This window comes from Bradyrhizobium sp. 190 (genome assembly GCF_023073415.1).
In the GTDB taxonomy this organism is placed as follows: Bacteria; Pseudomonadota; Alphaproteobacteria; order Rhizobiales; family Xanthobacteraceae; genus Bradyrhizobium.
The window spans coordinates 117,341-139,681 of the sequence record NZ_JADPJL010000026.1 but is presented as its reverse complement, the minus strand read 5'-3'; the positions used below and the strand labels follow the sequence as shown (position 1 = coordinate 139,681).

The 22,341-nt window shown below is 63.4% G+C and carries 19 protein-coding genes; 17 read left to right on the top strand and 2 right to left on the bottom strand.

Annotated features, from left to right (window positions below; genetic code table 11):
* Position 1: 1 nt before the first annotated feature.
* The 4 genes from IVB22_RS18255 (at position 2) to IVB22_RS18240 (ending at position 3,716) form a co-directional block, all read left to right on the top strand.
* Positions 2–991 carry an ABC transporter ATP-binding protein gene (locus IVB22_RS18255; protein ID WP_247518693.1) on the top strand — a complete coding sequence of 330 codons (990 nt, stop codon included), beginning with the start codon at positions 2–4 and terminating at the stop codon, positions 989–991.
* Complete coding sequence (locus IVB22_RS18250; RefSeq protein WP_247518692.1) at positions 988–1,974, top strand: ABC transporter ATP-binding protein; 987 nt, start codon at positions 988–990, stop codon at positions 1,972–1,974. Before IVB22_RS18255 ends, IVB22_RS18250 begins: the two co-directional genes overlap by 4 nt.
* Positions 1,975–2,123: 149 nt before the next feature.
* On the top strand, positions 2,124–3,056 hold the full coding sequence (locus IVB22_RS18245) for an N-carbamoyl-D-amino-acid hydrolase (RefSeq protein WP_247518691.1): 933 nt from the start codon (positions 2,124–2,126) through the stop codon (positions 3,054–3,056).
* Positions 3,057–3,716, top strand: coding sequence for a flavin reductase family protein (locus IVB22_RS18240; protein ID WP_247518690.1), 660 nt, complete (start codon positions 3,057–3,059; stop codon positions 3,714–3,716).
* On the opposite strand, the gene IVB22_RS18235 is transcribed toward IVB22_RS18240, so the two are convergent.
* Positions 3,710–4,372 (bottom strand): aspartate/glutamate racemase family protein, encoded by a 663-nt coding sequence (locus IVB22_RS18235; protein WP_247518689.1) that lies wholly within the window; start codon positions 4,370–4,372, stop codon positions 3,710–3,712. The genes IVB22_RS18240 and IVB22_RS18235 overlap by 7 nt on opposite strands.
* Positions 4,373–4,575: 203 nt before the next feature.
* Between IVB22_RS18235 and hydA the strand changes: the two genes are divergently transcribed.
* The 8 genes from hydA to nikE all read left to right on the top strand — a co-directional run bounded on the left by hydA (position 4,576) and on the right by nikE (position 14,555).
* Positions 4,576–6,045 (top strand): dihydropyrimidinase, encoded by a 1,470-nt coding sequence (hydA, locus tag IVB22_RS18230; RefSeq protein ID WP_247518688.1) that lies wholly within the window; start codon positions 4,576–4,578, stop codon positions 6,043–6,045.
* 28 nt (positions 6,046–6,073) lie between these two features.
* Positions 6,074–7,057 carry an NAD(P)-dependent oxidoreductase gene (locus tag IVB22_RS18225; protein ID WP_247518687.1) on the top strand — a complete coding sequence of 328 codons (984 nt, stop codon included), beginning with the start codon at positions 6,074–6,076 and terminating at the stop codon, positions 7,055–7,057.
* Positions 7,054–7,815 (top strand): SDR family oxidoreductase, encoded by a 762-nt coding sequence (locus IVB22_RS18220; protein WP_247518686.1) that lies wholly within the window; start codon positions 7,054–7,056, stop codon positions 7,813–7,815. Before IVB22_RS18225 ends, IVB22_RS18220 begins: the two co-directional genes overlap by 4 nt.
* On the top strand, positions 7,812–9,248 hold the full coding sequence (locus IVB22_RS18215; protein ID WP_247518685.1) for an NAD(P)-binding domain-containing protein: 1,437 nt from the start codon (positions 7,812–7,814) through the stop codon (positions 9,246–9,248). The genes IVB22_RS18220 and IVB22_RS18215 overlap by 4 nt, the downstream gene beginning before the upstream one ends.
* A gap of 167 nt (positions 9,249–9,415) precedes the next feature.
* Complete coding sequence (locus IVB22_RS18210) at positions 9,416–11,002, top strand: ABC transporter substrate-binding protein (protein ID WP_247518716.1); 1,587 nt, start codon at positions 9,416–9,418, stop codon at positions 11,000–11,002.
* Between the two features lie 12 nt (positions 11,003–11,014).
* Positions 11,015–12,046, top strand: a complete 1,032-nt coding sequence (locus IVB22_RS18205; protein WP_247518684.1) for an ABC transporter permease — start codon at positions 11,015–11,017, stop codon at positions 12,044–12,046.
* On the top strand, positions 12,043–12,891 hold the full coding sequence (locus IVB22_RS18200) for an ABC transporter permease (RefSeq protein ID WP_247518683.1): 849 nt from the start codon (positions 12,043–12,045) through the stop codon (positions 12,889–12,891). Before IVB22_RS18205 ends, IVB22_RS18200 begins: the two co-directional genes overlap by 4 nt.
* Complete coding sequence (gene nikE / locus IVB22_RS18195; protein WP_247518682.1) at positions 12,888–14,555, top strand: ABC transporter ATP-binding protein; 1,668 nt, start codon at positions 12,888–12,890, stop codon at positions 14,553–14,555. The genes IVB22_RS18200 and nikE overlap by 4 nt, the downstream gene beginning before the upstream one ends.
* Positions 14,556–14,700: 145 nt before the next feature.
* Here nikE and IVB22_RS18190 read toward each other — a convergent pair whose 3' ends face one another.
* Positions 14,701–15,060, bottom strand: a complete 360-nt coding sequence (locus tag IVB22_RS18190) for a MarR family transcriptional regulator (RefSeq protein ID WP_247518681.1) — start codon at positions 15,058–15,060, stop codon at positions 14,701–14,703.
* A 299-nt stretch (positions 15,061–15,359) separates the two neighbouring features.
* Here IVB22_RS18190 and IVB22_RS18185 point away from each other — a divergent pair, with 299 nt between their 5' ends.
* The 5 genes from IVB22_RS18185 (at position 15,360) to IVB22_RS18165 (ending at position 22,329) form a co-directional block, all read left to right on the top strand.
* Positions 15,360–16,637 (top strand): amidohydrolase/deacetylase family metallohydrolase, encoded by a 1,278-nt coding sequence (locus tag IVB22_RS18185; RefSeq protein ID WP_247518680.1) that lies wholly within the window; start codon positions 15,360–15,362, stop codon positions 16,635–16,637.
* Positions 16,638–16,767: 130 nt separating this feature from the next.
* Positions 16,768–19,059: a xanthine dehydrogenase family protein molybdopterin-binding subunit gene (locus IVB22_RS18180; RefSeq protein ID WP_247518715.1), complete on the top strand. Its 2,292-nt coding sequence runs from the start codon at positions 16,768–16,770 to the stop codon at positions 19,057–19,059.
* Positions 19,056–19,892: a xanthine dehydrogenase family protein subunit M gene (locus IVB22_RS18175; protein ID WP_247518679.1), complete on the top strand. Its 837-nt coding sequence runs from the start codon at positions 19,056–19,058 to the stop codon at positions 19,890–19,892. The genes IVB22_RS18180 and IVB22_RS18175 overlap by 4 nt, the downstream gene beginning before the upstream one ends.
* Positions 19,889–21,094, top strand: a complete 1,206-nt coding sequence (locus IVB22_RS18170; protein WP_247518678.1) for a 2Fe-2S iron-sulfur cluster-binding protein — start codon at positions 19,889–19,891, stop codon at positions 21,092–21,094. The genes IVB22_RS18175 and IVB22_RS18170 overlap by 4 nt, the downstream gene beginning before the upstream one ends.
* Before the next feature lie 80 nt (positions 21,095–21,174).
* The gene (locus IVB22_RS18165) at positions 21,175–22,329 is read left to right on the top strand and encodes an ABC transporter substrate-binding protein (protein WP_247518677.1); all 1,155 of its coding nucleotides are present in this window, start codon (positions 21,175–21,177) and stop codon (positions 22,327–22,329) included.
* Positions 22,330–22,341: the final 12 nt, after the last annotated feature.

Below are 22,341 nucleotides of genomic sequence, written 5' to 3'. Positions count from 1 at the left end.
GATGGCATTGCTCGAAGTCGATAATCTGCAGACCCATTTTCGAACGCCCGAGGGTATCAATCGGGCGGTCGACGGTGTCTCCTTCCATGTCAATGAAGGCGAGACGCTTGCCATTGTCGGCGAATCCGGCTGCGGCAAGTCGGTCACCTCGATGTCGCTGATGCGGCTCATCGCGGAGCCCCCAGGCAAGATCGCGGGTTCTATCCGGTTCCAGGGCAAGGATCTGCTGCAGCTCTCCGAACGCGAGATGCGCTCGATCCGCGGCAACGAGATATCGATGATCTTCCAGGAGCCAATGACGAGCCTCAATCCGGTGCTGACCGTCGGCCGTCAGATCGGCGAGACGCTGCGGATGCATCAGGGGCTCGACAAGCAGGCTGCCGAGGCGCGCGCGATCGAAATGCTGACATTGGTCGGCATCCCGGAGCCTGCACGGCGCGTGCGCGAGTATCCGCATCAGCTTTCCGGCGGCATGCGCCAGCGCGTGATGATCGCCATGGCGCTCGCCTGCAATCCAAAACTCCTGATCGCCGACGAGCCGACCACGGCGCTTGATGTCACGATCCAGGCGCAGATCCTGCAATTGATGCTGGATCTCAAGCGCCGCGTCGGCGCGGCGATCGTTCTGATCACCCATGATCTCGGCGTGGTCGCTGAAATCGCCGAGCGCGTCATGGTCATGTATGCCGGCCGCAAGGTTGAAGAAGCCCCGGTGGCCGATTTGTTCCGCTCGCCTCGTCATCCCTATACGCAGGGCCTGCTCGGCGCGGTGCCGAAGCTTGGCTCCTCGCTATCAGGCGCAGCGCGGCGGCTCGCCGAGATTCCCGGCCAGGTGCCCAGCCTCAAGGGACGGATCGAGGGCTGTGTCTTTGCCGGGCGCTGTGCGCTGGCGACTGATCTCTGCCGGCAGGTTGCCCCGGGTCTCGAAGAGAAGGGACCTCGCCACATCGCCGCCTGCCACTACGCGCGCAAGGAGGCGGTCGCGGCATGAGCGTCCCACTGCTCCAGGTCAACGATCTCAAGAAACATTTTCCGGTCCGCGGCGGCTTGTTCAGCCGCAAGTCGAACTGGGTCTATGCGGTGGACGGCGTGTCCTTTGAGGTCGAGCGTGGCGAGACGCTGGCCCTTGTCGGCGAGTCCGGCTGCGGCAAGTCGACGGTTGGCCGGGCCATCTTGCGGCTGTTCGACATCACCGCCGGCCAGGTGGTGTTGGATGGCCAGCGCATTGACGGTCTTTCACCCGGCGGGCTGCGCAGCATGCGCCGCCGCGTGCAGGTGGTGTTCCAGGATCCGTTCTCCAGCCTCAATCCGCGCATGCGCGTACGCGACATCCTGGCCGAGCCGATCCGCAATTTCGGCCTCGCCAAATCTTCCGCCGAACTCGATGCGAAGGTTGCGGCGCTGATGGACACCGTGCGCCTGCCGCGCGACGCGCTGGGCCGCCGACCGCACGAATTCTCGGGTGGCCAGCGCCAGCGTATCGGCATCGCCCGGGCGCTTGCCGCGGAACCCGAACTGATCGTCTGCGACGAGGCGGTCTCGGCACTCGACGTCTCCGTCAAGGCGCAGATCGTCAACCTGCTGCAGGATCTGCAGCGGGAGTTCGGCCTCGCGCTGCTCTTCATCAGCCACGATCTGGCGATCGTCGAGCACATGACGCACCGTGTTGCCGTCATGTATCTCGGCAAGATCGTCGAGATGGCGCCCAGACAACAAATCTTCACCGCGCCGAGACATCCTTACACCAAGGCGCTGCTGTCGGCCGTGCCGGTGCCGGAGCCCGGGGCCGTTCGAAACCCGATCATTTTGAAGGGCGACGTGCCGAGCCCGATCAATCCACCCAGCGGTTGCCGCTTCCACACCAGATGTCCATACGTATTCGATCGCTGCCGGACGGAAGAGCCGGAGCTTCGGTTGGCGGAAGGCGGTCAATGGGTGGCGTGTCATCTCGACGCGCTGCCGGCGCAGAACTGATGTGCGTGTCGCGGACTGTCTCTGGAATTGACTTCAAGTGAACCCAAACTTTAACTGCTGGCTTCGATTGAGCCGGATAGAGATCCGATCTCCGCAGACTACGTCACCTTCAAGCGCCGCCTTAAATCGAAGCATCCAGAAAGTTAGCCATGCGCGTCATCAATGTTGCCGCCGCCCAGCTGGGCCCGATCCAGAAAGCCGACAGCCGCCAAGCCGTCGTCAAGCGCATGATCGCGCTGATGGATGAAGCCAAGGCGAAGGGCGCTGATCTGATCATCTATCCGGAGCTCGCACTCACCACGTTCTTTCCGCGCTGGTACATGGAGGATCAGACCGAGGTCGATGCCTGGTTCGAGCGGGAGATGCCGAACGCGGCGACAAGGCCTTTGTTTGAGCGGGCCGCCCACCACCAGATCGCAATGAATTTTGGCTATGCCGAACTGACGCCGGATGGACATCATTTCAATACCTGTATCCTCACCGACACGTCCGGAAAAATTGTCGGTAAGTACCGCAAGGTTCACCTGCCAGGTCATTCGGAGTTCGACACGAAACGCGCGTTCCAGCATCTGGAGAAGCGCTACTTCGAGCCGGGTGATCTCGGCTTCAACGTCTGGCGTGCGCTTGGCGGCATCTTCGGCATGGCGGTCTGCAACGACCGGCGCTGGCCGGAGACCTATCGCGTGATGGGCCTCCAAGGTGTCGAGATGGTGCTGATCGGCTACAACACACCCTCGGTCAATGCCGAGAAGAGCGAGGAGGGGCCCGAGAAGCGGCTGTTCCATAATCGGCTCTCCGCGCAGGCGGGCGCCTACCAGAATTCGACCTGGGTCGTATGCGTTGCGAAGGCTGGCGTCGAGGATGGCCACCCCTTGATCGGTGGCAGCCTGATCGTCGATCCGGACGGCGAGATCGTCGTCGAAGCCAAGACCGAGGAGGATGAGCTGCTGGTTTACCCCTGCGATCTCGACGCCACCATCTTCGGCAAGAACACGATCTTCAATTTCGCGCGCCATCGCCGCATCGAGCATTACGGCCTGATCACCAGCCGCACCGGCGCGGTGCCGCCTCCGGAAAACTAGATGTCAGGCATCTCCTTCCGCGAACTTGATCCGCACGACCGGTACAAGCTGCTGTGCGGCGTCGTCGTGCCGCGGCCGATCGCGCTGGTCACGACGCTCGATGAGAATGGTAGCGTCAACGCGGCGCCGTTCAGCTTCTTCAACGTCTTCTCCGAAGATCCGGCCCTTCTGGTGCTCGGCCTGCAGCACAAGGCCGATCTCAGTCCCAAGGACACCACGCGCAACATCCATCGCAGCGGGCAGTTCGTCGTGCATCTGGTGGACGAGGCGCTGGCGGCCGCCATGAACGACTGCGCGATCGACTTTCCCTCCGGTGACAGCGAAGTGGAGGCGACGGGGCTGAAGACCTTGCCGTCGATCGACATCGCGGTGCCGCGATTGGCCGCGGCGCCTTTCGCACTCGAATGCCGACAGCATGTCGCGCTCGCCTTCGGGCCCGGCCGCGAACTCCTTGTTGGGGAGGTGCTGCACCTGCACGCGCGCGAGGGCCTGATCGACCGGGAAAAGATGTATGTCGATTTCGACGTTTACCGGCCGATCGGGCGCTTGTTCGGCAATCTCTACGCTGCCCAGCGCGACACCTTCGCACTGGCGCGCGAAAGCCACGCGCAGTGGCTCGCGCGCAACGGAGCGGCCGAAACGTCCGACCAAAGTCAGTGATGCGAGAACTGTACCGTGCCCAGCGCCATGGTTACGGCCGCCTGGGTCGGATCGATCACGGGAATCCCGAGCGCCTGCTCCAGCGGCCGGCGATGCCGCGCCATGCCGGCACAACCCATCACGATGGCGCCGGATCCGTCTTCGTCCTTGAGCGCGCGCCCGACCTCGATCATCTTCGCGAGCGTTCCTTCGCCCGACGCGGTCTCCGCCACGCTCATGTTGAGCGGCCGCTCCCTGGTCAGACGATCCATCAGGCCCATCTGCCTGAGGTAGCGGACATGGCGGCGAATCGAGCGCTGCGCGATCGCAATGACGCCGAAGGTTTCGGCGCGCGCGAGCGCCGTCAGCACGCCGCATTCGGCGATGCCGAACACGGGCCGGTCGGTTGCTTCGCGGCAGACATGCAGACCCGGATCGCTGTAGCAGGCAATGACGAAGGCGGCCGAATGGTTGTCGCCTTCGACGAGGCGGCGCAGCGGCATCGCCACGCCATCGACGTCGGCCTGGCTCTCGATCCCGTAAGGACCCTCGGCCAGCGTTTCGCAGACGATCGCCGGTCCGCCTTCAAAGTCGAGCGGCTTCAATGCTTGCTCCAGCCCTTGTGTCACGAGCTGGTTGGAATTGGGATTGATGACGAGAATGCGTGACCGGGACATGGTGTTTTCCTGCGGGATGCGTCGGTTGATCCTGCGAGATCGACGCGCAACAAGACGACAATGGAAGCAATGACCATGCCATCCAGTGATGCATGGTCCACTGTCTGCTGTGAAAGCGCAAGGGAGGGTAACGGCACGATCTGTGCTTTTATTCGGGAAATGCAAGACCTAGGATTCAGGACACAATATTCGGGGAGTTTGTCATGACCGAGCCCGCCTACGACCTTCTCATTCGCGGCGGACGCGTCGCGACCGTAAGCGACGTGTTCGAGGCCGACGTCGCCATTTCCGGTGAGACGATCGCAGCCGTCGGCCGCGGGCTGCTGGGGGCGCGGCGGGAGATCGACGCGCGGGGCAAGCTGGTTTTGCCTGGCGGTGTCGACAGCCACGCCCATATCGAGCAACTCTCGGCTGCAGGCATCGTGAACGCCGACACGTTCGAGAGCGCAACCGTCTCGGCAGCCTTCGGCGGTACCACCACCGTGATTCCGTTCGCGGCCCAGCACGTCGGCATGAAGCTGCCGCAGGTACTCGAGGAGTATCACGCGCTCGCGAGAAAGGGCGCCGTGATCGATTATGCCTTTCACATGATCATCGCCGATCCGACCAGGGAAACGCTGGAAGCGGATCTGCCCGCGCTGATCAAGCAGGGCCATGGTTCGATCAAGATCTTCATGACCTATGATCGCCTGAAAATCGACGACGAACCGCTGCTCGACATTCTGCTGGCGGCGCGCGACGGTGGCGCGATGCTCTGTGCCCATGCCGAGAACCACGGCATCATCTCCTGGATGGTGAAGCGGCTGCTGGCGCGCGGCTATACCGATCCGAAATATCACGCCATCAGCCATGCCCGCGTCTCGGAAGCGGAGGCCTTCAACCGGCTGATCGGCATGGCCGCGCTGATCGACCAGCCGATCATGATCTTTCACGTGTCGACTGCCGAAGGCGCCAAGGTGATCCGCGACGCGCGCGGGCAGGGGCTGAAGGTGTTCGCCGAGACCTGCCCGCAATATCTCTTTCTCACCGCCGACGATCTCGACAAGCCCGGCGTGGAAGGCGCCAAATGGATGTGCAGCCCGCCGCCGCGTCGCGCCGCCGACCAGGAAGCGCTGTGGCAGGCGCTTGCCCTCGGCGATCTCCAGACCGTTTCGTCCGATCACGCGCCGTATCGGTTCGATGAGACCGGAAAACTGCGCGCCGGCCCCAATCCCAATTTCAAGCAGGTGGCAAACGGTCTGCCCGGCCTCGAAGTCCGCTTGGCTCTGCTGTTCGATGCCATGGTTTCAAAGGGCCGATTGGGCCTCGAAAAATTCGTCGAGCTGACCGCGACCGCACCGGCAAAGATCTACAATTTGCATCCGCGCAAGGGCTCAATCGCGGTCGGCGCCGATGCTGACATCGCTATCTGGGATCCGGCGCGAGAGGTCACACTGAGCGATGCGATGATGCATGATCTGGCGGGCTACACGCCCTTCGCCGGCCGCAAGCTGCGCGGCTGGCCAGTGACCGTGCTGTCGCGCGGGCGCGTCATCGTTGCGGACGGCAAACGTTCGGTCGAAGCAGGCTCCGGGCGCTTCCTTCCGCGTACGGGCGGCGAGGCAGCGAAACCGACCGGGCGCCTGATGCCGGACATGGATCCCGAACAGAATTTTGGCGCGACCCTGCTGTGATCCATCCGCCGCAATGTCGGATTGAGCGATGAGAATCCTTGTCTTCGGCGGCGCCGGTTTCGTCGGGCTCAATATCGCCACGGCCCTGCTGGCGCGCGGTCATGCGGTGACATTGTTCGACCGCGCGGGTGTGCCGCCTGAGGGGCGGAGGGATTTTGCCTCTCATGGCGATCGGCTGACCGTTATCCAGGGCGATGTGACGGATAGTGAAGCGGTGGAGACGGTAACCGCTGCGGGTTATGACGCGATCGTTCTGGGCGCCGCGATCACCGCCGGACCGGCGCGCGAGGCGAGCGATCCCGAGAGCATTCTGCGGGTAAACTTGCTGGCCCAGACACCGATTCTGGTCGCGGCACGAAGCAGCGGCGTTAGACGCATCATCAATCTGTCGTCCGCGGCGGCCTACGGCGCGAGCGCATTCCGGAACGTGATGCTCGATGAAGAAGCTCCCTGCGATCCGGCCTCGCTCTATGCCATCACCAAATTCGCTTCCGAGAAGGTCGCTGCGCGCTTGGCCTGTCTCTGGCAATGCGAGATCATCAGCGTGCGGCTGAGCGCCGTGTTCGGGCCCTGGGAGCGGAGAAACGACGTGCGCGACACGCCAAGCCCGCAGGCACAGATTCTTGCCGCGATGCAAGACGGGCGCGAGGCGGTTCTGTCGCGTCCGGGCGTCAGGGACTGGATCTATGCCGTGGATGTCGCGGAAGCCGTGACATTGCTGATCGAGGCCGCGAAGCCGAAGCATCAGCTCTATAACATCTCAACCGGCGTGGAATGGTCGGCGTTGCAATGGGGCCAGGAGCTTGCTGCGTTGCACCCAGGCTTTGTTTGTCGGCTGACGGATGCCGGTGAAGTGGCAACGGTCGACCTGCATAGTCCGGCCGACCGGGCGCCGCTTTCGGTCGCGCGCATGGCAGACGAGTTCGGCTGGCGGGCGCGGTTTGGCTGCGCGGAATCGGCTGCCGATCTGAGCCGTTGGTGGACCGAGCATCGAGGGGGAAACCTGACATGAGACTGGCAGGGCGAACTGCGATCGTGACGGGAGCTGGCTCCGGCATCGGCCGGGCCAGCGCGGTGCTTTTCGCGAAAGAAGGTGCCTTTGTTGCGCTGGTCGATCGCGACGGCGCGGGCTTGCAGGAGACGCTGGCGGCGATCGAGGGCGCCAAAGGCCAAGCATCGGTCCATGTCGGCGACGTCAGCGAGGCCGATTTCGCGAAAGACACCGTGGGCGATGTCATGGCGCGGCGCGGGCGGCTCGATGTGCTGATGGTTGCTGCAGGCTTTTCCTGCGGAGGGACGGTGCTGACCACCGATCCTGCCGATTGGGACGCGGTGTTCCGCACCAATGTCGGCGGCACCTGGCTTTGGTCGCGCGCGGCGGTGCCGGAGATGCAGCGGCAGGGCGGCGGCTCGATCATCACGTTGGCATCGCAGCTCGCGATCGCCGGCGGCAAGGGCAACAGCGCCTATATCGCCGCGAAGGGGGCGATCATCAGCCTGACCCGGACGATGGCGCTCGATTTCGCCACGGATGGAATTCGCGTCAATGCGATCGCGCCGGGTGCCATCGACACACCGATGCTGCGGCGCAGTTTTGCCCGTCACGCGGACCCCGAGCCGGTGCGCGAAGCGTCGCGCAACCGTCATGCCATGAAGCGGTTTGGCAAGGCGGAGGAGGTGGCCGAGGCCGCGCTCCATCTTGCAAGCGATGCGTCTTCCTTTACGACCGGCACCGTAATGGTGGTCGACGGCGGTTGGCTCGCGGCATGAACAGCCCTCTGATCGCTCTGGAAGCCCAGGTTCGCGCCGATCTTGCGAAGACTGCGCATCCGAATGCCGCGTGGCTTACGCCCAGGCTGGGGCCGGACGACAGACCGGCACTGGATGTGCTCGTGGTAGGCGCCGGCCAATCGGGTCTTGCGACGGCGTTTGGGCTGATGCGTTCGCAAGTGAGCAACATCCTTGTGCTCGACAAATCCGAGGAGGGACAGGAAGGACCGTGGCTCACTTACGCTCGCATGCATACGCTGCGCAGTCCGAAGCATTTCACCGGGCCCGATCTCGATATTCCCAGCCTGACCTACCAGTCCTGGCACGAGGCGCGCTTCGGCGAGGAGGACTGGCAAAATGTCGACCTGATTTCGCGCGAGCTTTGGGCGGACTATCTGCTTTGGTTCAGACACGTCTTGGACTTGCCGGTGCGCAATGGTTGCGAGGTCATCGAGATCTCGCCTGCGTCCGGTGGACTGCTCGCGGCCAAGGTGCAGACCGCTGATGGCATCGATACTGTCTTTGCGCGCAAGATCGTACTCGCGACGGGGCAGGAGGGCATGGGCGATTGGACCGTTCCCGAGCCGCTGCGCCATCTGCCGTCGTCGCTTTGCGTGCATGCGGCGCAACCGACCGACTTCGCGCGTTTGCGCGGCAGGCGGGTTGCAGTGATCGGCGCCGGTGCCTCGGCCTTCGACAATGCCGCGGTCGCACTGGAGGCGGGTGCGGCCGAGGTGGATCTGTTTTGCCGTAGGGCGGAGATCCAGGTGATCCAGCCCTACCGTTGGCTCACCTTCCGCGGCTTCCTTCGGCATTTTTGCGATCTGGATGATGCCTGGCGCTGGCGCTTCATGCGCGCCGTTCTGGAGATGCGGGAAGGTTTTCCGCAGGCGACCTACGACCGCTGCGCCCGCCACGCCAATTTTCGCCTGCAGGAGGGGGCACCGATCGAAGCCGCCAGGGAAACGGCTCGCGGCGTCGAATTGCAGACGCCAAGGGGCGTGTTCGCAACCGACTTCGTGATTTGCGGCACGGGGATCGACATGAATTTTGCAGGCCGGCCCGAGCTGCGAAACTGCGCCGCCAACATCGCAACCTGGGCCGACCGCTACCAGCCGCCGCCGGACGAGCGCAGCCCGCGGCTTGGGCGTTTTCCCTATCTCGCTGACGACTATGCGCTGATGGAGCGCGCCGCCGGTGAAACCCCCTGGATTGCGGACATCCATGTCTTCGCGATTGCGTCCACCATGAGCTTCGGTGCTTCGGGCTCGTCGATCAATGCGATGACCACGGCGGTGCCGAAACTCGTGCATGGGTTGACACGCGGTCTGTTTCGCGCGGACATCGAACGGCACTGGGCTTCGTTCAAGGCGTATGACGTGCCGCAGGCAGTCGTCGCGCTGCAAATGCCGGCCGCGAGCGAGAAACGGTGAACAATTTTCGATGGATGCTGGGGAGCTTGGCTCATACCTACTATGCTTGTGCTTCCCGCGGGGTCTGGTTGGCATATCCCTTGCTTTTAAGTTGATGTTCTCATTCAGAAAACTTGGCAAAACAGGGAATAAATCCAATGAGCGTTACAGGATCCAGGCGTCTGCTTATGGTGGTTGCCTCCATCGCGTTCTCACTGGCGGCTGGATCGGTGCAGGCGCAAACGCGCGCCGAGACGTTGCGCTACGTGACCGGCGCATCGGTCAATACGCTCGATCCGAACATTCCGGGTTCGACCCGCGAAGCCTTCGCGGTGAGTCTGAGCACCTACGACCGGCTGGTTTCCTTCGGCCGCAAACAACTCAACGGCAAATGGGTGTTTGATCTCGGCAAGATCACGGGGGAGCTGGCGGAATCCTATGAAGTCAGCCCAGACGGGTTGAAGATGACATTTCGCCTGCGCAAGGACGCCAAATTCCAGGACGGCACGCCGGTCACGGCGGAAGACGTCAAATGGTCGCTTGACCGGGTCGTCACGGCGCCTGTCCTCGGCAAGGCACAGCTGCTCACGGGATCGATGACCTCGGCCGACCAGTTCAAGGTGATCGATCCCCTGACCATCGAGGTGACGCTGCCGAAGCCGGACAAGCTGGCCTTGCCCAATCTCGCTACCGTCTATCCGATCATCTTCAACTCCAAGGTTGCGAAGGCGCATGCGACGGCAGACGATCCCTGGGCACTGGCATGGTTGAAGGAGAACACGGCCGGCAGCGGCGCCTACAAGATCGAGACATTCAAGCCGGGCGAGCAGGTGATCATGGCGCGTAACGCGGAATGGAATCGCGGCACCGCCGACAAGTCGGCGTTCTTCAAGCGCGTCATCGTGCAGTCGGTTCCGGAGCCGGCGACGCGCGCCAATCTGGTCGAACGCGGTGACGCCGATCTCGTCATCGATCTGCAGGCGAGTGACGTCCAGTCGCTCGAGGCAAAGGCCAAGCTGAAGGTGATCTCGACGCCCCAGTACAATGCCGTCACTTTCGTCTCGATGAACAACCAGATCCCACCGTTCGACAACGTCAATGTGCGCCGCGCCATCGCTTTTGCGTTGCCCTATGACGACATGTTCAAGGCGGCGCTGTTCGGCCGCGGGTCGCCGCTGTTCGGTGCGACATGGGCAGATGGCAAACCTACGAGCGGCGCTTATCCGATCCCGCAGCCGGTGAAGCTCGACCTCGACAAGGCCAAGGAATATCTGAAGGCGGCAGGGATGCCTGACGGCTTCTCGACCACGTTCAGCTTCAATGTCGGCCAGGCGTCGACCGCAGAACCGATGGCGGCGCTGGTGAAGGAATCGCTGGCCAAGATCGGCATCAAGGTTGATATCCAGAAGCTGCCGGACGCCCAGATGTCGACGCAGATCAATGAGAAGAAGCTTCCATTCTTCACCGAGGGCATCGTCGCCTGGCTGCCGTCGACCGACTACTTCTATCGCAACTTCTACACCGGCAATCAGCGCTGGAACTACTCATCGATCAACAATCCGGAACTGGTGGAGATCGCGCAGAAAGCACGTTTCGAACCCGATGCGTCGAAGTATGAGGAGGACGGCATCAAGCTCAACGCCATCCATTTCAGCGAGATACCGCAGATACCGCTCTGGCAGCCCAGCCAGGACGCCGTGATGGCGTCCTCGGTCGAGGGCTACACCTACCAATTCCACCGCCAGGTGGACTATCGCGATCTCAATCGCAAGTAACAGGTCAGTCAGATGCAGGCCCTTGGAGCAACGGTGGTACGGGCGGGCAGGCGCTTCCTGTCCTCGCTGCCGGCGCTCTTTGGCGTGCTCGTCTTCACCTTCCTCTTGATGCGGGTGCTGCCGGGGGATCCCGCGGTGTTCTTCGCTTCGGGGCCGAATGCTGGCAAAGAGGAGATCGAGGTCATCCGCAAGCAGATGGGCCTCAACAAGCCGGTGCCGGAACAACTGATGCTGTATCTCTATGATGTCGGCAGCGGCAATCTCGGCAGATCGATGATGACCGGGCAGCTGGTCACGAAGGATCTCCGCGAGCGGCTGCCGGCTTCGCTGGAGCTCACCTTCACGGCGCTGTTGATCGCACTGGTGACGGCGGTGCCGCTCGGGGTGCTGGCGGCCCTGAGACCGGGCTCCATCATCGACCACGGCGTGCGGTTTTTCTGCGCGCTCGGCGTCTGCGTGCCGACGTTCGTTTCGGGCCTGTTGCTGATCTATGTCTTCTATTACCTGCTCGGGCTTGCGCCCGATCCGACCGGCCGCGTCGATATCTTTGCGTCGCTGCCGCCAAGGCGGACCGGCTTCCTGTTGATCGACTTCCTGCTTGCAGGCGATTTCGATGGATGGTGGGCCGCCTTCAGGCAATTGATCTTGCCGGCGCTGAGCATGGCGCTGTTCGTGGTGGCGCCGCTGGCACGTATCACGCGGGCGTCGATGCTGGTCTCGCTTGGCAGCGATTTCGTGCGCACCGCGCGTTCCGTAGGTCTTCCCTGGTGGCGGGTCGTCGTCACTTATGCGCTAAGGAATGCCATTCTGCCGGTCATCACCATCGCAGGCATCGTGTTCTCGACCATGCTCGGCGCCAATGTCCTGGTGGAGAAGGTGTTCTCCTGGCCGGGCGTCGCCTCCTATGCGCTCGATGCGCTGCTGTCTTCCGATTATGCGCCGGTGCAGGGTTTTGTGCTGCTGATGGCCACCGTGTTTGTGATCGTCAACCTGCTGGTGGATATCCTCTATGGCATCGCCGATCCACGGGTGACAATCGGATGACCTCAGCGACGCTTCGCCATGCCGGCTGGATTCTGCGCGGCAACCCGCTCACCGCCGTTGCCGCTGCCGGTGTCTTCCTGCTTGCGCTCATCGCGATTTTCGGGCCGTGGATCGTGCCGTATGATCCGATCGTCTCGAACGTGTCGCAAGCCCTGATGCCGCCGAGCGCGGCGCACATCGCTGGCACCGATCAGCTTGGCCGCGACGTGTTCAGCCGCCTTATCGTCGCGGCACGGCTCGATCTCGCCATCGCCGTTTCGGCGGTCGGAATCTCCTTTGCCATCGGAGCCGTCATCGGCGCGATCTGCGGCTATGTCGGCGGCCGGCTCGATCGCGGCGTCGGCCGCTTCGTCGACGTGGTGATGGCCTTTCCGCTTTTCGTTTTGGCAATGGCGATGGTCGCAGCGCTTGGCAATCGGGTCGAGAACATCATCATAGCGACCGCCATCATCAATCTGCCGTTCTACATCCGCTTTGCGCGGGCGGAGGTGAATGTCCGTCGCAATGTCGGCTGGGTCGAAGCCGCGCGCGCCTGCGGCGACAGCCATCTCTCGGTCGTGCTGCGCTTCCTACTGCCGAACGTGCTGCCGGCCATGGCGGTGCAGATATCGCTCAACCTCGGCTGGGCGATCCTCAATGCCGCCGGACTTTCCTTCATCGGTCTTGGTGTCAAGCCGCCGACGCCGGAATGGGGCATCATGGTTGCGGAGGGAGCGCGCTTTATTTCCACCGGCAAATGGTGGCTGGTCGCCTTTCCGGGCCTGGCGCTGATGCTGACGGTGCTGTGCTTCAACCTGCTCGGCGACGGGGTGCGCGATATTCTCGACCCCCGCATGCGAACATGACCTCATCGCTGCTGGCATTGAGCGACCTGCACGTGACTTTCTCGACGCGGCGTGGCCTTGTCGAGGCGGTGCGTGGTGTCACGCTGTCGCTCGGCGAGGGCGAGATGCTCGGCCTCGTCGGCGAGAGCGGCTCGGGCAAATCAGTCACCGGCTTTGCGATCACGCGGCTGCTCGATGCGGCCGGGCGGATCACGGCAGGCCATATCCGGTTTCGCGGGCAGGACATCACGCGGATATCGGCGGGTGATTTCCGTCATCTGCACGGCGCGGCGATGGCGATGATCTTCCAGAACCCGCGTGCAGCGCTCAATCCGATCCGTGCGGTCGGGGACCAGATCGCCGATGCGATTACGGCCCATAAGCGAATGCCGCGAGATGAAGCGCGCGCGCAAGCGCTGGAGCTGCTGCGCGCCGTGCAAATTCGCGACCCCGAAAAGCGGATGGCCGCTTACCCGCACGAGCTCTCCGGCGGCATGTGCCAGCGCGTGATGATCGCCATGGCGATTTCCTGCAATCCGGCGCTGCTGATAGCCGACGAGCCGACCACCGGCCTCGACGTCACGACGCAAAAGGTCGTCATGGACCTTCTGACCGGTATTGCAGCCGAGCGCGGCATGGCGACGATCCTGATCACCCATGACCTCGGTCTCGCCGCCCGCTACTGTCGCCGCGTCGTTGTGATGGAGCAGGGCCGGCTGGTCGAGGAGGCCGAGCCGACAACTCTCTTCCACGCGCCACGGCACCCTTACACCAAACGTCTGGTGGCGGCTTCGCCCACGGCGAGCTCGCGGATCGCGGACCTGGTGCCGGAAGAGGAGAGGGGGCGGCAAATTGCGGTGCCCGTCGCGGCCCGGCCGCAGCCGGCGCCGGGTACGCCGCCGCTGCTGGAAGTGCAGAAACTCGCCAAGCGATTCGATGAGGGGGCCGCGGCGGTGGCAGACTTTTCAATGACGATCAGCGCCGGAGAGAGTGTCGGTCTGGTCGGCGAATCCGGTTCCGGCAAGAGCACGACGTCGCGCATCATCTGCCGGCTGATCGATCCGAGCGAGGGCGAAATCGCGTTCGAGGGGCAGTCGATCGGCCACATCCCGGCGCGCGATTTTCACCGGTCACCGTTTCGCAAGGATATCCAGATCGTCTTTCAGGATCCGAATGACAGCCTCAACCCGCGCTTCACCGCCTTTGACTGCATCGCCCATCCGATGCTGCGGCTTGGCGGCTTGCGCGCAGGCGACGCCTTGCGGCAGCGGGTGGAGGAGTGCGCGCGGCGCGTTGGACTGGGCATCGAATTGCTGACGCGGTTTCCGCATCAGCTTTCGGGCGGCCAGAAGGCTCGTGTCGGCATCGCCCGCGCCATCGCCTGCCGGCCGCGCCTGCTGGTGCTGGACGAGCCGACGGCGGCGCTCGACGTCTCGGTGCAGGCGGTGGTGCTGCAACTGCTCGACCGGTTGCGGCGTGAGGATGACCTGGCCTTCCTCTTTGTCAGCCACGACCTCAACGTCGTTCGAATGATGTGCGATCGGACCATCGTGCTGCAAAACGGCCGCATCGTCGAACAGGGCGAGAGCCGGGCCATGTTCGACAATCCGAAAACCGCTTACACACGCGAACTGGTCGAAGCGGTGCCGCATATCGAGCCAGAATTGGCTGCAACCGCGACCTGATATCATTGACAGGATCGACACAGAGCCGCTTCGCTCGATCGGTTGTAGTAGCGCCCCGCTGCTTCCAATGGAATACAGCGCAGGTGTCGAGTGATTACAAATTATGCAGTTCGAACTAAAAAGGCGGCAGATGGCACCGTCGTGCTCAATCGAATAGGGCAGTAGCGCTGTCGCGATTGGAGTGTGCCGCGACGATGCGCTGCATCATGTCGACGAATACGGCTTGCTCCCGTTCACTTAAGTTATCGAGCGTGGCGCGGTGCGCGGCCCGCGCTGATGCCTCGATTTTTGCCAGAAGCGCCGCTCCGGCCGGCGTCAATTTACAGAGCCGCGCGCGGCGGTCCTCATCATTTACGGCTCTCTCGACATAATTGTGGGCGGCCAGCCGCTTGAGCGCCCCGGTCGTCGTCGTCCTGTCCAGCGCGATATCGGCCGCCAACGTGGTCTGATCGGCGGTTTTCCGCACCGCAAGCGCCGAAAGCAGGCTGTATTGCAGCGGCGTCACCTCGAAATCTCCGCACGCTTCCTGGAACAGCGCGACGTGAATCTGATGCAGCCGCCGGATCAGAAAGCCCGGTCGTTCTGACAGCGGCCACGGGCGATGTCTGGTCTCGCCATGACGCTTTTTTGCTTTCCGCAACGCACTCTCCCAGCCTCGGATCATTGATGCGAGTAGCTCGATTCGATGGGCTTCGCCACGGGAAGATCATGGCATGAAGTTTGCTCTTGTAAAATACGAAGTATGCTTCGTATTCTGGCGAGAGCGGTGACTAGCTCCGCCGGCGAGGACAGAGGAGATCTTTCATGGCTATTAGCGCCACCTTCGACCAGCTTCTGCGCGGCGGCCGCGTGATCTGCCCGGCCTCCGGCATCGACGGGATCAAGGACGTCGCCATCCGCAATGGCAAGATCGCCGCCGTGCAACAAGACATCCTGCCGACCAGCGCCAGGGAGGTGGTCGACGTGACCGGCAAGTTGGTGTTGCCAGGCCTCATCGATACGCACGCGCATGTCTATCAGTATGTTACCGGCCGCTTCGGCATGAATGCCGACATGGTGGGCGTGCAATCCGGCGTGACGACGCTGGTCGATCAGGGCGGTCCGTCATGCATGACGTTGCCGGGTTTCCGGCATTTCGTCGCCGAGCCTGCGAAGTCGCGCGTCTATGCATTCCTGTCGGCTTACCTGGTGGGCGGGCTCGAAGGCCATTACTATCCCAAGCTCTACAGCCCCGATGGCGTCGACATCGATGCCGCGGTGAAGTCGGCGACGGCCAATCTCGATATTGTTCGCGGCATCAAGGCCCATGCCGAGATCGGCGGTTTTGCGCGCTGGGGCATTCGCGTTATCGAAATGGCGGCGGAGATTGGACGTCGCGCAGATCTGCCGGTCTATGTGCACTTCGGCCAGCTCTGGGGCCTGCCTGAAAGCGGCACCAATGGCGAAGACGTCGATACGATTTTGGCGCGCGTGATTCCCTTGCTGCGAGAAGGCGATGTGCTGGCGCATCCGTTCACGCGGCATCCCGGAGGCTTCGTCAACCGTGAGGGGGAAGTGCACCCGGTGATCCAGGCGGCGCTCGATCGGGGCTTGAAGGTCGACGTCGGTCACGGCAGCCATTTTTCCTATCGTCTCGCCAAGAAGGCGCTCGCCGCCGGCATCGTTCCCACCACGCTCGGCGCCGACATTCACGGCTATAACACCCATGTGCCTGCGCCCGCCGGCACCCCTGATCAGCACGAGGATGACGAAAATCATCCCTTCGCCGGCCAGGCCAAATTCAGCCTCGTCCAGGCGATGAGCTCGATGATGGCGCTCGGCCTCGCGCTTGAGCAGGTCGTGCCGATGGTCACATCTAACCCGGCCAAAATGCTCGGCCGTGCTGACGAAATCGGCGCCCTCAAGGTTGGCAGGGAAGCCGACGTCTCGGTGATCACGGAGCGAAGCGGACGATTTGTCCTTCGCGACAACGAGAACAATGAAGTCATCGCCGAGCGTCTGCTGCAGCCTGAGTTCTGCCTTCGCGCCGGTGCGCGATACGACGCAGTAGCGCCAATTCTGCCGCAAGCCGTTGCCGCGTAGGGAGGTCAGCGTCAGTTCGATCGGGGAGAACGTCACCGTGCGCAATGAGCGCGAGTTTCCTTCCGCAGGCGGAGCGGGCGCCGGACAAGGCGTCGGCGCCCGGCTGCCGCGAAAGGAAGACGATCGCCTGATGCGGGGCCGTGGCCAGTTCGTGGCTGACATCCGCCTTGCCGGGCTGCAGGACGTTGCCTTTGTGCGCAGCCCTTTGGCGCATGCGCTGATCCGCGGCATCCACGTGCCGGAGCACTATCGTGGCAGCGTCTTCACTGCGGCGGATCTCGCCGGCGTCAATCCGATCCGCGCGGTTTCAGGGCTGCCGGGATTCAAGATTTCCGAGCAGCCGGTGCTCGCCACCGGCAAGGTGCGCCAGGTCGGCGAACTTGTCGCCATGTGCGTGGCGCCGACGCGTGCCGAAGCCGAGGACATTGCGGCGACGGTGACGCTTGATCTCGAAGAGCTTCCCGCCGTCTATGACATGCGGAGGGCGCGGGAGCCGGGTTCGGCCTTGGTGCACGAGCATTGGGGCGATAACGTCTTTCTCGAAACCAACTTCGAGGTCGACATCTCCAGGGCGTTCGATGCGCCGATCAAAGTGTCGCGCGAGATATCGACCGCGCGGCAGTGCATGTCGCCGCTCGAGGGGCGCGGCGTGGTCGCGACCTTCGATCACCGCTTCGACCAGCTCACGCTTTATTCCTCAGCCCAGATGCCGCACATCACGCGCAGTGGCCTCGCCGAGTGCCTCGACATGGAGCAGGGCCGAATCCGTATCGTTTCGCCTGATGTCGGCGGCGGCTTCGGACACAAGGGAATCTTGCTGCCGGAAGAAGTCTGCCTTTCCTGGCTGACGATGCATCGCGGCCATCCGGTGCGCTGGACCGAGGATCGCCGCGAACACCTCACCGCCAGCTCCAACTGCCGCGAGCACCACTACAAGATCACCGTCTATGCCGATCGCGACGGACGGCTGCGGGGCATCGACTGCGAAGCGACCGTCGATTCCGGCGCATACTCGTCCTATCCGTTCTCGGCGTGCCTTGAGGCGGCGCAGGTCGCCAGCATCCTGCCTGGACCTTATTTGATGCCGGCCTATCGCTGCCGGACGTTTTCGGTCGCGACCAACAAGTGTCCGATCCTGCCTTATCGCGGCGTGGCCCGAACCGGCGTCTGCTTTGCGCTGGAACTGATGCTCGATCTGGTTGCGACGGAAGCCGGGCTGGAACCGGGCGAAGTGCGCCTGCGCAATCTGGTGCAGCCCGAGCAGATGCCGTTCGACAACATCACCAACAAGCACTTCGACAGCGGCGATTATCCCGAGGCGATGCGACGGGCGCTTGCGTCAATCGATATCGAAGGCGTGCGCGCACGCCAGCGCAAGGGCGAAGCCGATGGACGAAAGATCGGCGTCGGCGTTTCCATCTATTGCGAGCAGGCCGCGCACGGGACCTCAGTCTATTCCGGCTGGGGTATTCCAATGGTGCCCGGCCACGAACAGGCGTCCGCGCGCCTGACACCGGACGGCGGGCTCGAACTCCGCGTCGGCGTGCATTCCCACGGTCAGGGCATGGAGACGACGCTCGCCCAGGTCGCGCATGAGGTGCTGGGCGTCGACGTCGCCAAGGTGCGCTTGATCCACGGCGACACGGCGATGACGCCGTACTCCACGGGCACCTGGGGCTCGCGCTCGATGGTGATGGCAGGTGGTGCGATCGCAACCGCCTGCCGCGAGTTGGGCGAGCGCGCCAGACGCATCGGCGCCAAGCTGCTGCAACACGATCCGGCTGCGGTGGTCCTGCAGAACGGCGAAGTTCGCGGCGTCAACGGCAGCGTTACCTTAAAGGAAATCGCGCACACCTGGTATCGCCGGCCGCAGGATCTGCCGCCCGATGTCGATCCCGGCGGACTGGAAGTGACGTCGGGCTACAAGCCACAGCGCGATTCCGGGACCTTCAGCTATGCCGCGCATGCCGCGGTCGTCGCCGTCGATCCGGATCTCGGAGAGGTCGAAATCCTCGATTACGTCATCGTCGAGGACGGCGGCGTTCTCGTCAATCCGATGGTGGTGGATGGCCAGATCTATGGCGGTCTGGCCCAGGGCATCGGCACCGCGCTGTACGAGGAGATGCCGTTCGATGCGGCCGGTCAGCCGCTGGCGACGACACTTGCCGACTATCTGCTGCCCGGGCCGACCGAAGTGCCGGCGCCGCGTCTCGATCACATGGAGACGCCGTCGCCCTATACGCAGTTCGGCGTAAAGGGAATCGGCGAGGGCGGCGCCATCGCCCCTCCGGCCGCGATCGCCAACGCCGTCAACGATGCGTTGCGCCCGCTTGGCGTCGAACTGATGCAGTCGCCGATTACGCCATATCGCGTCGTAGAGGCGGTTTTGGCTGCGCGCGACGCAGAAAGGCCGGCAGCATGAAACCGGCGCCTTTCGGCTACGAACGTCCACGCGACTTGCAGGCGGCACTCGCCGTGCTCGGCGAGGCCAAGACCTCCGCCAAGATCATTGCCGGCGGCCAGTCTCTTGGTCCCATGCTCAATCTGCGGTTGGTGGAGCCGCAGTTGATCGTCGACATCAGCGGTCTTGCGGAGCTCAAGCAGGTCGAGCGTCGTGGCGACGAACTCGTGCTTGGGGCCTGCGTTACCCATGCCGACATCGAGGACGGACGCATTCCGGACGTCACGCGCGGCGCCATGCAGGGCGTTGCCGGCAACATCGCCTACCGCGCTGTGCGCAATCGCGGCACGGTCGGCGGATCCCTCAGCCATGCCGATCCAGCGGCAGACTGGGTGTCCGCGCTGTCAGCGCTGGGTGCGCGATTGACGCTGCGAAGCCTTTCAGGCGCGCGGATGGTCGCGATGGAGGATTTCATCGTCGGCGCGCTCGAATCTGCGCTGCGCGATGGCGAGATCGTCGAGACCATTCACGTCCCGGCGATGCCGGCATCGGCGCACTGGGGCTACGCAAAGAGTTGTCGCAAGACAGGCGAGTTCGCGCATGCGATCGGTGCAATCCTGATCGATCCGAGCGCTGCAACCGCCCGCGTCGTGATCGGCGCGATCGATTCGGCGCCGGTCGTCATCACGAATGCGGCGGAATTGTTCGGCGGACGCATAGCCGGCGACTACAAGGATCGCTTCGATGCGCGTGTAGCCGATGTCCTGCTGGCAAAGGCGGGCGTCTCGAATGCGGCGCATCGTCATATTCATGTGAATGTGCTCAAGCGCGCGGTCAGCGAGGCCGCCGCATGAACATGATCGCACTCACCGTGAACCAGCGCGCCGTGCAGGTATCAGCGGAACCGCGCACCAATCTCGCGGACTTCGTTCGCGATAAGCTGGATCTGACCGGAACGCATCTCGGTTGCGAACACGGCGTCTGCGGCGCATGCACGGTGCTGCTCGACGGCGTGCCGGCGCGTTCGTGTATCACCTATGCGGTGGCCTGCGAGGGGGCTGAGGTCACCACGATCGAAGGACTCGACGAGGACGACGTTACGACAGAACTTCGAGCGGCCTTCACCCGCGAGCATGCGTTGCAATGCGGCTATTGCACCCCGGGAATGCTGGTCTCCGCGCGCGATCTGGTGCTGCGCCTGCCGCAAGCCGATGAGCGCCTGATCCGCGTCGGATTGACCGGAAATCTTTGCCGGTGCACCGGCTATGTCGGCATCGTGCGGGCAGTGCAATCGGTGATCGAAGCGCGTCGCGCCCGCAATATCGCACCCGAACCGGACGGAGGACGGAAGATCCTGGGTCCGGTCGGCTCGGGTCGAAGCGTACATCACGGCGCGGACCGCGCCGAACGCATGCCACCGCTGGGAAGCGAGCAGACCTCGCCTGAAGCGGCCAGTTCGGTCGCGTCGATTCCGGACTTCATCCCGGCAACTGTTCTGACGCAGCATTTCAGCGTCGCGCATCCGCCCGAACAGGTCTTTGCGATGTTCGATGACATCGCAGCCGTCGCGGCCTGCCTTCCCGGCGCATCGTTGACGGCGCCGCCGAAGCCGGAACGCGTCGAGGGCGCCATCCGCGTCAGGATCGGCCCGATTGCCGCGACGTTTCAGGGGGCCGCACGCGTCGAGCAAAGCCCCGCCGACATGTCCGGCCGCATCGTCGGTATCGGTAATGACCGGCGCAGCCGGTCTTCGACGCAGGGCGAAATTCGTTATCGGCTGGTGCCGATCGAGCAGGGGACGCGCGTCGATCTTTCCATCGGATACACGCTCACGGGCATGCTGGCGCAGGTCGGGAGGCCGGGGCTGGTGCGCGATCTCGCTGCGCGACTGATCGCGGAGTTTGCCGGCAACCTCGACCGTCGCCTGTCGGGTTCGTCACCGGGCGACGACACGGCGGCCGAGCTGAACGGAATGGCGCTGGTTTTCAGTCTTTTGCGCGCGCGGGTGGCGCGTTGGGTAGGTCGTTTCTCGTCCAAGAATGATGAAGCGACGTGATGGATCGAAGTCTCCGCGCGATGCGGAAACGACGAGGTTTGAACTGCGGACAGATGAACAGCGTGAGATTGGAGAACCACATGACACGGACTTTCAGAATTGTTCCAGCGATTGCGCTGGCGGTCGCCTTGCTGGGTGGTGCCGCCAACGCTCAAACCATCAAGATCGGCGTGAATGAACCCCTGACCGGCGCGTTCGCCGCGTCCGGTACTTACGTCGTCAACGGCGCCAAGATCGCAGCCGATGAGATCAACGCAAAGGGCGGCATTCTCGGCAAGAAGCTCGAACTCGTCATCGAAGACAACAAGAGCAATCCGACCGAAGCGGCCGCCGTCGCCGAAAAGCTGATCACGAGCGACAAGGTGCCGATCCTGATGGGGGCATGGGGTTCGAGCCTGACGCTTGCCGTGATGCCCAAGCTGATGGAATACGAAACGCCGATGGTCGTCGAGACCTCCTCGTCGGGCAAGATCACCACGACCGGAAATCCCTACATCTTCCGTATCTCGCCGCCGTCGGCGATTGAGGCCGCGGCGTTCAAGGGGATCGTCGACAAGCTCGAACTAAAGAAGGTCGATTTCCTCATCATCAACAACGACTGGGGTCGCGGTACCGCTGAAGATTTCAGCAAGATGATGAAGGAAAAGGGGATCGCGGTCGGGACCGTCGAGACCATGGATCAGGGCGCCCAGGATATGAGCGCGCAGCTTTCCAAGCTGAAGGGGACCGACTCCGAAACCATCATCGTGACGACAGCGGTCGACCAGCTCACGCTGATCTTCAAGCAGGCCGCAGCCCTCGGTCTCAAGAAGCGCATCATTACCACCGGCGGCTCGCAGAATCCGGATCAGATCATCGCGCAGGCGGGTGCCGCCGCCAACGGCACCATGCACCTGACGACCTTCCTGCCCTGGTTTCCCGAGAAGACGCCGAACCCGGAGGCGACCAGCTACTTCATCGCCGAATGGAAGAAGCGCGGCTACGACTTCGCCGGCTGCACCGAGAGTTTTCGTGGCTATGACGGCATCCGCACCGCGGCGGCGGCGATCGAGAAGGCGGGCAAGGCGGAGCCCGCGGCGATCAAGGCGGCACTGTGGGATATCAACATCAAGGGCCTGAATGGCGACATCGTGTTCCGCAAGTCCGGTCCCGAAGGCAAGGAAAGCGGCCAGAGCCAGCCCAACGTCTATCTGATCGAAATCACCGACGGCAAGATCGGCATGAAGACGCTCTGACGTCATGTGACT

Excerpts from the sequence above, each read along its gene's own strand:
- nikE (WP_247518682.1), top strand. The coding sequence starts at position 12,888 with ATGACCTCATCGCTGCTGGCATTGAGCGACCTGCACGTGACTTTCTCG.
- IVB22_RS18210 (WP_247518716.1), top strand. The coding sequence starts at position 9,416 with ATGGTGGTTGCCTCCATCGCGTTCTCACTGGCGGCTGGATCGGTGCAG.
- IVB22_RS18180 (WP_247518715.1), top strand. The coding sequence starts at position 16,768 with ATGCGGGGCCGTGGCCAGTTCGTGGCTGACATCCGCCTTGCCGGGCTG.
- IVB22_RS18175 (WP_247518679.1), top strand. The coding sequence starts at position 19,056 with ATGAAACCGGCGCCTTTCGGCTACGAACGTCCACGCGACTTGCAGGCG.
- IVB22_RS18240 (WP_247518690.1), top strand. The coding sequence starts at position 3,057 with ATGTCAGGCATCTCCTTCCGCGAACTTGATCCGCACGACCGGTACAAG.
- IVB22_RS18220 (WP_247518686.1), top strand. The coding sequence starts at position 7,054 with ATGAGACTGGCAGGGCGAACTGCGATCGTGACGGGAGCTGGCTCCGGC.
- IVB22_RS18250 (WP_247518692.1), top strand. The coding sequence starts at position 988 with ATGAGCGTCCCACTGCTCCAGGTCAACGATCTCAAGAAACATTTTCCG.
- IVB22_RS18225 (WP_247518687.1), top strand. The coding sequence starts at position 6,074 with ATGAGAATCCTTGTCTTCGGCGGCGCCGGTTTCGTCGGGCTCAATATC.
- IVB22_RS18170 (WP_247518678.1), top strand. The coding sequence starts at position 19,889 with ATGAACATGATCGCACTCACCGTGAACCAGCGCGCCGTGCAGGTATCA.
- IVB22_RS18235 (WP_247518689.1), bottom strand. The coding sequence starts at position 4,372 with ATGTCCCGGTCACGCATTCTCGTCATCAATCCCAATTCCAACCAGCTC.
- hydA (WP_247518688.1), top strand. The coding sequence starts at position 4,576 with ATGACCGAGCCCGCCTACGACCTTCTCATTCGCGGCGGACGCGTCGCG.
- IVB22_RS18215 (WP_247518685.1), top strand. The coding sequence starts at position 7,812 with ATGAACAGCCCTCTGATCGCTCTGGAAGCCCAGGTTCGCGCCGATCTT.
- IVB22_RS18255 (WP_247518693.1), top strand. The coding sequence starts at position 2 with ATGGCATTGCTCGAAGTCGATAATCTGCAGACCCATTTTCGAACGCCC.
- IVB22_RS18200 (WP_247518683.1), top strand. The coding sequence starts at position 12,043 with ATGACCTCAGCGACGCTTCGCCATGCCGGCTGGATTCTGCGCGGCAAC.
- IVB22_RS18185 (WP_247518680.1), top strand. The coding sequence starts at position 15,360 with ATGGCTATTAGCGCCACCTTCGACCAGCTTCTGCGCGGCGGCCGCGTG.
- IVB22_RS18165 (WP_247518677.1), top strand. The coding sequence starts at position 21,175 with ATGACACGGACTTTCAGAATTGTTCCAGCGATTGCGCTGGCGGTCGCC.
- IVB22_RS18205 (WP_247518684.1), top strand. The coding sequence starts at position 11,015 with ATGCAGGCCCTTGGAGCAACGGTGGTACGGGCGGGCAGGCGCTTCCTG.
- IVB22_RS18245 (WP_247518691.1), top strand. The coding sequence starts at position 2,124 with ATGCGCGTCATCAATGTTGCCGCCGCCCAGCTGGGCCCGATCCAGAAA.